General features: G+C 34.2%; 12 protein-coding genes. 8 read left to right on the plus strand and 4 right to left on the minus strand.

The annotated features are described in order from the left end of the window. The first annotated feature begins 135 nt into the window (after positions 1-135). From BB045_RS05590 to BB045_RS05605, 4 genes are read left to right on the plus strand one after another with little or no spacing between them, the layout of a single operon-like run. Positions 136-1,443, plus strand: a complete 1,308-nt coding sequence (locus tag BB045_RS05590) for a betaine/proline/choline family ABC transporter ATP-binding protein (RefSeq protein WP_070581928.1) — start codon at positions 136-138, stop codon at positions 1,441-1,443. Next, a complete protein-coding gene (locus BB045_RS05595; protein ID WP_053025076.1) occupies positions 1,443-2,078 on the plus strand; it encodes an ABC transporter permease in 636 nt (211 codons plus the stop codon). Before BB045_RS05590 ends, BB045_RS05595 begins: the two co-directional genes overlap by 1 nt. A gap of 24 nt (positions 2,079-2,102) precedes the next feature. Next, the gene (locus BB045_RS05600) at positions 2,103-3,050 is read left to right on the plus strand and encodes an osmoprotectant ABC transporter substrate-binding protein (protein ID WP_070581930.1); all 948 of its coding nucleotides are present in this window, start codon (positions 2,103-2,105) and stop codon (positions 3,048-3,050) included. Further along, positions 3,050-3,736 (plus strand): ABC transporter permease, encoded by a 687-nt coding sequence (locus BB045_RS05605; RefSeq protein ID WP_037550177.1) that lies wholly within the window; start codon positions 3,050-3,052, stop codon positions 3,734-3,736. Before BB045_RS05600 ends, BB045_RS05605 begins: the two co-directional genes overlap by 1 nt. A gap of 59 nt (positions 3,737-3,795) precedes the next feature. Here BB045_RS05605 and lrgB read toward each other — a convergent pair whose 3' ends face one another. From lrgB to BB045_RS05625, 4 genes are all read right to left on the minus strand, one after another. Continuing rightward, positions 3,796-4,497, minus strand: a complete 702-nt coding sequence (lrgB, locus tag BB045_RS05610) for an antiholin-like protein LrgB (protein WP_053025074.1) — start codon at positions 4,495-4,497, stop codon at positions 3,796-3,798. Beyond that, positions 4,497-4,952, minus strand: coding sequence for an antiholin-like murein hydrolase modulator LrgA (lrgA, locus tag BB045_RS05615; protein ID WP_037550173.1), 456 nt, complete (start codon positions 4,950-4,952; stop codon positions 4,497-4,499). The genes lrgB and lrgA overlap by 1 nt, the downstream gene beginning before the upstream one ends. A 267-nt stretch (positions 4,953-5,219) precedes the next feature. Further along, positions 5,220-5,990 (minus strand): response regulator transcription factor LytR, encoded by a 771-nt coding sequence (locus BB045_RS05620; RefSeq protein WP_053025073.1) that lies wholly within the window; start codon positions 5,988-5,990, stop codon positions 5,220-5,222. Then, positions 5,991-7,745 (minus strand): sensor histidine kinase, encoded by a 1,755-nt coding sequence (locus BB045_RS05625; protein ID WP_070581932.1) that lies wholly within the window; start codon positions 7,743-7,745, stop codon positions 5,991-5,993. 433 nt (positions 7,746-8,178) lie between these two features. On the opposite strand from BB045_RS05625, the gene BB045_RS05630 reads away from it, so the two are divergent. From BB045_RS05630 to BB045_RS05645, 4 genes are all read left to right on the plus strand, one after another. Beyond that, positions 8,179-9,573, plus strand: coding sequence for an MFS transporter (locus BB045_RS05630; RefSeq protein ID WP_053025071.1), 1,395 nt, complete (start codon positions 8,179-8,181; stop codon positions 9,571-9,573). 187 nt (positions 9,574-9,760) lie between these two features. Then, entirely contained in the window at positions 9,761-10,693 is a 933-nt protein-coding gene (locus BB045_RS05635) for a 2-dehydropantoate 2-reductase (RefSeq protein WP_053025070.1), read from the plus strand. Between the two features lie 282 nt (positions 10,694-10,975). After that, a complete protein-coding gene (locus BB045_RS05640) occupies positions 10,976-11,449 on the plus strand; it encodes a DUF1440 domain-containing protein (RefSeq protein WP_037550159.1) in 474 nt (157 codons plus the stop codon). Positions 11,450-11,515: 66 nt separating this feature from the next. After that, positions 11,516-12,355 carry an NAD-dependent epimerase/dehydratase family protein gene (locus BB045_RS05645; protein ID WP_070581936.1) on the plus strand — a complete coding sequence of 280 codons (840 nt, stop codon included), beginning with the start codon at positions 11,516-11,518 and terminating at the stop codon, positions 12,353-12,355. Positions 12,356-12,415 lie beyond the last annotated feature (60 nt).

Raw genomic sequence — 12,415 nt, forward strand, 5'->3', positions numbered from 1 at the left:
AATTAATCAAAATTTTATGAAGCAAAGGCCATGAGGCTCTTGTTTAACTTATTACGTATTTGTTTAACAATGGGACTACTGGCCTTTTTGTTTTATGAGCTTTTTTATCTGGCAACAATAGGAAGGAGCAATCTAATGACGCTAAGTATTAAAAACTTAACAAAAATTTACTCTGGCAATAAAAAAGCAGTAGATAACATTTCATTAGATATTGAATCTGGTGAATTTATTGCCTTTATTGGGACAAGCGGTAGCGGTAAAACGACAGCTTTACGAATGATTAACCGAATGATTGAAGCCACTGACGGCACAATTGAAATGAATGGGAAGAATGTTCGAAATATGAATCCAGTTGAATTACGTAGAAGTATTGGCTATGTTATTCAACAAATTGGATTGATGCCTCATATGACCATTAGAGAAAATATTGTCTTGGTACCAAAGTTGCTTAAATGGTCTAAAGAGAAGAAGGATGCTAAAGCAAAAGAATTAATCAAGTTAGTAGACTTACCTGAAGACTATTTAGATCGTTATCCATCAGAATTATCAGGTGGTCAACAACAACGTATTGGTGTCGTGCGTGCATTAGCTGCAGAGCAAGATATCATCTTAATGGATGAACCTTTTGGTGCATTGGATCCAATTACGAGAGACACTTTACAGGATTTAGTTAAAGATCTTCAAAAGAAATTAGGGAAAACATTTATTTTCGTGACACATGATATGGACGAAGCGATAAAGCTCGCAGACCGAATTTGTATCATGTCTAAAGGGAAAGTTGTTCAATACGATACACCGGATAATATTCTTAGAAATCCTGCCAATGATTTCGTTAGAGAATTTATTGGACAAAATAGATTGATTCAAGATCGTCCGAATATGAGAACGGTTGAAGATGCGATGATTAAGCCTGTTACGGTAAATGCCAACGACACGCTCAATGACGCAGTCAACGTTATGCGACACAGACGTGTCGACACAATATTTGTTGTTAACAATCATCATCATTTACTTGGATTCCTAGATATTGAAGATATTAACCAAGGGTTACGTCAACGTAAGGAATTAATCGATACAATGCAACGAGATGTTTACAAAGTCCATATTGATTCTAAATTACAAGACTCCGTACGTACGATATTAAAGAGAAATGTTAGAAACGTACCAGTCGTTGATAATGACAACGCACTTATAGGTCTAATTACACGTGCTAATCTTGTCGACATTGTCTATGACTCTATTTGGGGTGAAGAAGATGATGAGATGACATTGTCTGATTCGCACATGAATGATGTCGAACGCGAAAATGAGTTAGGTAACATCGAAAAAAATGAACATGCCGAAGACCGTCCAAATGACGCTACAACAAAGCAAAAAGATGTTACAGATAGATTAGATACGCATGATGTGAAGAATTCTGATCATTCGGGAGTTGATCGTTAATGCGCCAATTTTTCCAAGAATATGGAAGCCAACTTGTATCGAAAACGATAGAACACTTTTACATATCAATTATCGCGTTATTAATTGCGATTGTAGTTGCGGTTCCGTTAGGCATTTTATTATCTAAGACGAAACGTACTGCAAATGTAGTGTTAACGATAGCGGGTGTGCTTCAAACGATTCCGACGTTAGCAGTATTAGCCATTATGATTCCAATCTTTGGTGTAGGTAAGACGCCAGCGATTGTCGCATTATTCATTTATGTATTGTTACCAATTTTAAACAACACAGTTCTAGGAGTACAAAATATTGATAAGAATATCATCCAAGCTGGAACAAGTATGGGTATGACAAAGATGCAGTTAATGAAAGATGTCGAATTGCCATTAGCCTTACCACTTATACTTAGTGGTATACGTTTATCAAGTGTATACGTAATCAGCTGGGCTACATTAGCTAGTTACGTTGGCGCTGGTGGACTCGGTGATTTAGTCTTTAACGGATTAAATTTATATCAGCCACCAATGATTATTAGTGCTGCAATTCTTGTAACGTGTCTAGCTTTACTTGTCGATTTCATACTTTCTTTTATTGAAAAGTGGGCCGTGCCTAAAGGGCTTAAAGTATCTAGATAAATACAAAGGGAGGATTTTAAAATTATGAAAAAGTTAAAACTTACTTTCATACTTCTTACTATGTCTCTCATCGTATTATCTGGATGTAGTTTACCAGGTTTAGGCGATGGTGACGGTAAAGATAGTGTGAAAATTACTGCCACAGAAACTAGTGAAACAAAAATTATGGCAAATATTGAAAAATTAATGATAGAACATTATACAAATGGCAAAATTAAACCTACTATTGTTGGTAATTTAGGTTCCAGTATTATTCAACATAATGCATTACAACGTGGAGATGTGAATATGTCAGCAGTAAGATATACTGGAACAGAATTGACGAGTGTACTTGATGCCCCACCAACAAAAGATACTAAAAAAGCAATGTCAGAGTCACAAAGATTATTTAAAGAAAAATATAATCAGAAATATTATGACTCATTTGGGTTTGAAAATACGTATGCATTCATGGTTACTAAAGAAGTAGCTGAGAAATATCATTTAGAAAAAGTTTCAGACTTAAAAAGATATAAAGATGAATTACGTTTAGGTATGGATACACAATGGATGAACCGTGCTGGTGATGGATATCCAGCTTTCCAAAAAGACTATGGGTTTAAATTTGCGAGTGCACGCCCAATGCAAATTGGTTTGGTGTACGATGCTTTGAAAAATAAAAAATTAGATGTTGCTGTTGGTTATTCAACAGATGGACGTATCGCTGCTTACGATTTGAAAATCTTAAAAGATGATCGTAAATTCTTCCCACCATATGATGGAAGTCCATTAGCCACTGAAAAATTAATCAAAGATCACCCTGAAATTGATAAAGCACTGAAAAAATTACAGGGACAAATTAGTACTAAAGAAATGCAGAAATTAAACTATGAAGCGGATGGAAAAGGTAAAGAACCTGCCGTTATTGCAGAAGAATATTTGAAGAAACATAATTATTTTGAAGATGACAGTAAGAAAGGTGGTCAAAAATAATGAAAGGTAACTTGTTAAGCTCACTTTATGAATACTATACCTTGAACTTTGGCTATCTTATGGAACTCTTTTTCAAACATTTATTAATGTCTATTTATGGTGTGTTATTCGCTTGTATTATTGGCATTCCGATAGGGATATTAATTTCAAGATATACGAAGTTATCATGGCCTATTATTACTATCGCGAATATTATCCAGACAGTTCCAGCAATCGCAATGTTAGCAATACTTATGCTAGCACTTGGGTTAGGTCCTAATACTGTAGTGTTTGCAGTATTCTTATATGCGTTACTTCCAATTATTAAGAATACGTACACTGGCATTACCGAAGTAGACTACAATATTAAAGATGCAGGCAAGGGGATGGGAATGACTAAGAATCAAGTCATGCGTATGATTGAATTGCCATTGTCATTATCAGTGATTATTGGTGGTATCCGTATTGCTCTAGTTGTAGCGATTGGTATCGTGGCAATTGGCTCATTTATTGGAGCTTCAACACTAGGGGATATTATTATACGTGGTACAAACTCTACTGATGGTACGGTTTATATACTTGCTGGTGCCATTCCAATTGCGTTAATTGCGATTATTATAGATTTAGGATTACGCTTCTTAGAAAAGAAACTTGATCCAACAAGTAATAGTAAGAAACGAGACAATAAAGTTCAAAGCATCAATTAATGATTGCAAACCGAAAAAAACCTGAACACAACATTGTGTTCAGGTTCTTTTTAAAATGTTTAGAATAAAATTGAAGCTAATGGTGGAACAATGGCAACGATAATTACGCCAACGATAACAACGGCGATACTACCCATTGACTCTTCAGTTTCACCAAGTTCTTTGGCTGAAGCTACGCCAAGTGTATGTCCACTCGTACCAAGTGCTAAACCACGAGCAATTGGATTTGAAATTTTAAACCACTTAACAATTTTAGTGCCTAATGCAGAAATAACAACGGCATTTAGAATAACGGCTAATGACGTTAACTCTTTAACGCCGCCAATACCTTGTGATACTGGAAGGGCGATCGCAGTTGTAGCAGCTTGTGGTAGCATTGAAGCACCAATTTGATTGCCTAATTGGAATACAATAGCTACTAAGTAAATTAAGATAAGTGCGATTAACGTTCCAATTGCGATACCACCAAAAATCTGTAGCCAATATTTTTTGAGTACATCACGTTTTTTATATAAAGGGATGGCGAAACTAATTGTTGCTGGCTCTAAGAAGAAGTTAATAATGTCTCCACCTATTTTGTAATTTTCATAACTAATACCTGTTACTTTTAAAAATACGATCCCCGCAACCATTGCTACAAAAAGTGGTGCTAGTAAGAAGAAACCGTTCGTTTTTTTATAGAAATATTGTGCAATGACAAATGGTATTAATGAGACTAATATACCAAAATACGGTGTTGTAATTCCTAAATGATCTACCATTAGTTACCCTCCCCAAGTTTAGTTTGTTCATTTTGTTCTTTAGATGGGAATAATGTTTTTGTTACGAACAATTGTGAGACAAATCCTACACAGATAAGTAGTAATAACGTTGAAATAATAATTAATAACAATATTAAAATTGGGTGTTGGCTTAATATTGGTAAAGAATTGATAACCGAAATTCCGGCCGGTACGAATAAGAAACTAATATTATTCGTTAATGCTGTGCCGACACCTTCAACTTGACCCAATTTGACAACACCAGTGCATAATAGGATGAATAGTAATACGAGTCCTATTACTGACGCTGGCATAGGAAATGGTATGAAACTTTCAATAATTTTAGATATAAATAGTACGATAGCAATCGTTAATGCTTGCTGAAAGAAATTATACGTTTTTGCTAACTTATGATTTCCTTTATGAGCATTACTTTGTGATTGTTTATTTGCCATATTTTAACGCTCCCTTTCTCTTTCCCTTACAAATAGAATATTATGGAAACGCTTACTATTGTGAGTTTTGTCTGTGACTTACAAAAATTAGGACGTGAGTTACAATATATTCAAGTTGAAAATCAAATAGACAAAATAATAGCAAATGGTACGGCGTTTTTCTATAAATAAAAAGTATTTAACCTAAACTTGCATAACGAAAAATGTTATTAGCAAGTGGCTAAATACTCATTAATGAAATTATATATAAGTTAATTATTCGTTCGTTTATGCAAGGCCAATTTCATGTTTAAATGCTTTCATAAATGAACGACTGACTTGAAATTTGTCTCCAGAAGTCATGGTTACTTGATAAGTATAATTGAACCAATGTTCAACGCTATCGATATGCGTTTTATTAATAATAGTCGCACGATGGATTTTAATAAATATGTTATTCGATAATTTCTTTTCATAATAGTTAAGTGGTTCATTTGTTTGGTATGTGCGATTGATAGTATTTATCGTTGTTATCCCATTGTTGACTGAAACTGCCGTGATGTCGTCTTTTTGGATTACATAGATACGTTCATTCATTTCAATTGGCAGTACGGTTTGGTCTCCGTTATCATGACGTTCATCTCGTTGCATTGATTGAGTAGATGATTCACTTGTTGCATGATCTATCTCATTACTATTAGATAGTTGATGCTTAACTTTATTTACTGCTTGCTCTATACGCTCAAGTTCAAAAGGCTTGAGTATATAATCAATTGCATCAAGTTCAAAGGCTTTAACTGCAAATGTATCGTGTGCAGTGGCAAAAATAATATGTGGTGGCTGTTTCATTTTCTTTATCTTTTGTGCTAAATCTATACCACTCTCATCCATAAGATTGATATCTAAAAAGACTAAATCATATGTTTCTGATAAAAGTCTTTCTAACGTTTCTTCAATGTTTTCAGCCTCATCAATTACGTTAAATCCTGAGATCTCATTTAATAAGTAATGAAGCTCATTTCGAGCTAATGGTTCATCATCAACGATTAACGTCTTCACCTAAATATCCTCCTTTATTGTATATGATGGTATATGACAACTTACCGTCGTTCCTATTTCTGTTGATTCAAAATGTAAAGCGGCCTTAGTGCCGTAAAGTCCTATTAACCGTCTGTTTAAATTTTCTAAGGCACTACCAGTTCCTGTCTCTGAATCAACACTCATTTGTCCAATCAATGGTAACTTATCATCATCAATTCCACTTCCATTATCACGAACGGTTAGTGCTAATTCTTCGTTGTCATGATGTGCAGTCACATCAATAATATTATCTTTACGGCGATGTTTAAAGGCGTGTTTAATAGCATTCTCAACTAGGATTTGAATGACGAAAGGTGGGATGAGCACATGTTTACAAGATGAATCAATATGATATTCAATTGTGAATCGATCAGGGAAGCGTGCTTGTTCTAATGCTAAGTAGGCCTCAACTTGTTGCAACTCTTTCTCCAAAGTAATGGTGTTATTTCGAGCACCTTGCAGATTTGATCTAAAGAATTGGCTTAACTGCAATAATAACTTTCTTGCCTTTTCACTATCAATACGTACGAGGGCTGAAATGGTATTAATCGCATTAAAGAAGAAGTGCGGATTAACTTGTGCTTGTAATGATTTGATTTCAGCATCTTTTAAAAGTTTACTTTGCATTTCGGCCTGACCCAATTCTAATTGACTTGAGAAGATATCTGCTAAGCCACGTGCGAGTTGTTTCGTTGATGTCGTATTATCATATTCATTTGTAAAATAAAATTTTAATGTGCCGGCTACTTCTTGATTAATCATTAAAGGAATGACGATTGCAGATGTTAAAGTACAATTTGGATTGTTGCATCCGATTTCTTCTTTAGAGTGTGCCTCTTTTAATTGACCAGTTTTTATAACATCTTTTGATAAATCAGTAATGATCGCTTTTTTTGCAACATGATGGTCACTTGCAGCACCTACATGCGTTAAAATATCTGTTCTGTTTGTGATAGCAACTGCCGATACGTTCATCAATTTCAGAATGATTTCAGCAACGGAACGTGCAGACTGTTCAGTTAAACCAGACCTAAGATACGGCAACGTTTTATTCGCTATTTCGAAAACATCATGCGTTTGAATAGCACGGGTTTGCTCTTCTTGTTTTAATGTTGAAAGTATTATAGATAAGAAGATAGCTGTCCCAATACTATTGATTAAAATCATAGGTAAAGCGATGAATTGAACAAGCGACCATGCAGACGCTGTATCGTTGGCAAAGAAGAGAATGCATGCCATTTGAATTGCTTCATTAAGTGCACCAATAATGGCACCCATTAAAACGGTTGGGTAAGTATAGTGACGCATTGTACGATAACCATAAAACCCTGATATGAGTGCGATGAAAATAGATGAAATGAGATAGGTGTATGCATTTGCACCGCCAATATAAAGGCGTGACAACCCTGATACAATGCCTACTATAATTGCGACGAAAGGTCCGCCAATTAAACCAGACATCCCTATTGTTAATACACGTGTATTTGCCATAGATGCATCGTCATTAAGGTGGTAATAAATGTTACTAGTTACAATATGTCCATTTTCAATTTCAATTCCAGTGAAATTTGAAGTTATAGCAAATAGAGCGAACAAAATTGTTAATTGCCATTGAGAACGCAATTTTTCGCGTTCACCCATCATCGTTTTAAAGTGATTAATATTCAGTAACATATAGGCGATAATAATGATTAACCCTACACGTTCAAGCAATAATATAAATAAATTAAACATAGTAAGCACCTATTCAATGTAGTTTCAGTTAAAATAATTATCCTTTCTTTAATTATAATATGGATAATTTTAACTTAATAGTTTAAAATTAAAACTTATAATTTGTAGGTATCTAATTATTGATTTATTGCACTTTTGAGTATGTTGTTAAAAATATTTATTGAAAAAGTTAGAGTATATTATTAAGTCATTTCTTCTTAATTATGATAAGGTTTTCAATGTAAACAAATTTCTAAGTGAGTGTCGTATCAAACATAAGCTAACGTCAAATAATGTAAGTCATGATGCACATGTTAATAAATTATAGAAATAAGGGACTAATTGATTAAAGTCATAGACATAAAAGGTATGACACTTATTATGGTTGCTTCATTATGACGTATATCAATTTGAGTAGATTAGTTTTAGGGTAATTTAGGAGGAATTTTTCGAGATGGAGTCATCAAAACAATTTAGGGGAGATAATAAATTACTAATTGGTATTATAATCGGGGTACTTACGTTCTGGTTATTTGCACAATCATTAGTGAACGTTGTTCCAACGTTACAGTCTTCATTTAACACAGACATGGGTACGATTAATATTGCCATTAGTTTAACTGCATTGTTCTCTGGACTATTTATTGTAGGGGCAGGAGATATTGCAGACAAATTAGGCCGAGTAAAAATGACATATATCGGCTTAGCATTAAATATTATTGGATCATTATGTTTAATCATCGCACCTGTCGCATGGTTGTTATTAGTAGGTCGTGCGTTACAAGGTTTATCAGGTGCATTAATTATGCCGTCTACACTTGCAATAATAAATGAATATTACATAGGAAAAGAAAGACAACGCGCTGTCAGTTACTGGTCTATAGGTTCTTGGGGCGGTAGTGGTATTTGTTCATTATTTGGTGGTTTCATGGCCTCAACGATCGGATGGCAGTGGATTTTTATTGTTTCAATTGCACTTTCAATTTTATCCTTTTTCTTAATTAAACATACACCCGAGACTAAAGTTGAACCGAATGCGAATGAAACTAAAACTAAATTTGACGTTACTGGTTTAATACTATTAGTTATTACACTATTGAGTGTTAACGTGATGGTTACGCAAGCTGCAGATCGTGGACTATTCTCACCAATGATTTTATCACTTGGTGCTGTATTCTTAGTTGCGGGTATCCTGTTTATTATTAGAGAATTAAAAGCAGAGAACCCGTTAGTTGATTTTCATATTTTCAAAAATAAGGGTTACAGCGGTGCGACATTATCAAACTTTATGTTAAATGGTGTTGCCGGTGGTACACTTATTGTTGTTAATACGTATTATCAAAGTCAATTAGGATTTAGTTCACTACAAGCAGGTTTAATTTCAATTACGTACCTTGTAGCTGTGCTAGTCATGATTCGTGTTGGTGAAAAATTATTACAAAAACTTGGTGCTAAAAAGCCATTACTAATAGGTAGTGGATTTGCATTCTTAGGATTATTACTATTATCTTTAACATTTTTACCAAATGTTGCTTATATTATTTCAAGTATTATAGGTTACTTATTATTTGGTATCGGTTTAGGTACATATGCCACACCTTCTACTGATACAGCGGTTGCGGAAGCGCCTGACGACAAAGTAGGGGTAGCATCTGGATTGTATAAAATGGCATCATCTTTAGGTAATGCCTTTGGTGTTGCGATGTCTAGTACCATTTATGGTTTTGGCGCATCATTAATGAATTTACAACTAGGTGGCGCTGCTGGTGTATTATTCAATGCCGGAATTGCTTTAACCGCATTTATAGTTATCTTGATTTTAGTTCCTAAGAAATTAAGAACAAATTAATATAAATATTAGTTTTTAAAAGATAGAGATATCGAATTCAATAAGAGTTCGATATCTTTTTTAATAAATTAAAGAATAATTTATATCAAATTATCTTAAAATTGTGAATATTCCGTTTACAATATTGACTCTATAAATTTAAAGTAGTATTTTAAAAACATCATTAGAAAAAAAGGGGTCGTGACTTATGAAAATAGCAATTGCAGGTTCTGGCGCGTTAGGAAGCGGATTTGGTGCGATGTTATACCGTCAAGGTTATGATGTAACGTTAATTGATGGATGGAAGCCACAAGCGAAAGCTGTTAAACAAGAAGGTTTACATATAGACATCAATGGTGAAAATCATCATCTTACCATGACGATGTATCAACATAACGATATTCCTCAAGATGCTCAATTTGATGTTATCTTTTTATTTACTAAAGCGATGCAGTTACAAGATATGCTGGAACATATTAAAGCACACATTCATGACAATACAATTATGGTTTGTACTATGAATGGTTTGAAACACGAGCGTTTAATTCAACATTATGTTGATGAATCACGAATTGTGCGCGGTGTTACTACATGGACTGCAGGATTAGAATCTCCTGGACATACGCATTTAATGGGTTCAGGTCCGGTTGAAATTGGTGCACTTGTATCTGAAGGTCAAGCTAATGTTGATGTCGTGTATGAACTGTTAGATCAATCTGGTCTTAATCCATATAAAAGTGAGCAGTTGCAACAATCAATTTGGAAGAAAATTTGTGTGAATGGTACTGCTAATGCACTTTGTACGATTTTAGAATGTCGTTTATCAAATTTGAATGAGAGTGATTATGCGAAACAGCTTATTTACAAGATTACACAAGAAATTGTACAAGTAGCAACGGTAGATGGCGTACATTTAAATGGAGATGAAGTTTACAATTATCTCATCGATTTAAATGAAAAGGTAGGCCCACATTATCCATCAATGTATCAAGATTTGATTAACAATAATCGACTTACAGAAATTGATTATATTAATGGAGCAGTTGCTCAATTAGGTAAAGAACATCATATAGATGCTCCAGTTAACCAATTTGTAGCGAATCTGGTACATGCGAAAGAACAACAACGACATGCAAAATAATGTCCACTTAGAAGGTGTGAAGGACATGTTTTCATCTAATATGCTAATACAAAGTATGTTAGTTGTGACTTAAGATTGAAATATGAAACCAATTTAATATATAAGGCTTGGAGTGAGATGTTGAATTCAAATTGAATTCGGTCTCGCTCCATTTTGAGTCGAATAATTATATCTTTGTGATTAAAATTGATACGCTAAATCCTTAATTTAATATGAATGATTTTAAATTTTTCATAAAAGGGTAGAAGAAAGTTAAGTGAATTTGAAGGAGCTGTTATTAGAATGAATCGTTCAACGAAACGTGTCATCATTACGAGTATTGTAGGTGGATTGCTAAGTGGTGCAGTTAAGATTGGTTGGGAAGCTATCGTTCCGCCTAGAACACCTGACCGTGAGAAAGAAACCCCTCCAATGACATTATTGAATCAGGTGGGTTTACCAGATTCGATCAAAAAAGCAACCTATCACTATAATGGTAATGATATTCCAATAACGGTTATGGGTATTCATTATGGCTTCTCTGTAGCAAATGCTTTAGCATATGGCTTATTAGCTGAAAAATTCCCAAGAATCACAGCATTGAAAGGATCATTATTTGGCGTTGCTATACATATTGCATTTCATGAATATTTATTGCCAAAGTTGAATTTGACACCTCAGGTTAAAGACTTACCTTATGAAGAACGATTTTCAGAGTTGTTCGGTCATATTGTTTGGATGAATACTATTGATATGATTAGAGATTCAAGTAAGTAGGTTAGATTGAGATATTCATTTTCAGAAAAAGAGAAATAAAAAGGTGAGTACAATAAAGACTAAAATATTAATACAGGCGCAACAGGATTAATCGGAACAAGATTAACACAACGTTTGATTGAAGAAGGACACGAGGTTGCCGGATTTACTACATCTGAGAGAGGTAAAGAGAAATTAGAAGGACTAAACGCTAAAGCGTATATTGGCGATATCTTAAAAGCGGATACTATTGATGTAGCAATTGATGACTTTCGTCCTGAAATTATCATTAATCAAATTACAGATTTAAAAAATGTTGATATGGTAGCAAACTCAAAAGTGCGTATAGAGGGCGGTAAAAACCTAACTGATGCGGCACTTAAATATGATGTTAAAAAAGTAGTAGCTCAAAGTATTGGTTTCATGTATGAACCAGGAGAAGGACTTGCTACTGAAGAAGCACCATTAGATAATCATTCAGATGGTGACAGAAAAATTACGGTAGATGGCGTGATTGGACTTGAAAAAGAAACCGCTCGTATGGACCAATATGTTGTGTTACGTTTCAGTTGGTTATATGGACCAGGTACTTGGTATGGTAAAGACGGTATGATTTATAATCAATTTAAAGATGGAGAAGTAACATTATCAGATGGTGTCACATCATTCATTCATTTAGATGATGCTGTTGAAGTATCTATTCAAGCGATGAACTTTGATACTGGTATTTATAATGTTGCAGATGATGAGCCAGTAAAAGGATCAGACTTTGTAGCATGGTATTCAAAAGAAGTTAGTGCGGATCCTGAAGTCACTATCCAACCTGTACAACCATTTGAACGTGGCATCACCAATGACAAGTTTAAAGAACAAGGTGGTACACTAATCTACAATACATGGAAAGATGGTATGCATCCTTTAAAATAAGATTGTAGAAATGAAATAAAGAGGCTGGGATATTATTCCTATAGAAATAGCTAGTAAATG

The sequence above is a fragment of the Staphylococcus sp. MB377 genome (assembly GCF_001922505.1).
Taxonomy (GTDB): Bacteria; Bacillota; Bacilli; order Staphylococcales; family Staphylococcaceae; genus Staphylococcus; species Staphylococcus haemolyticus.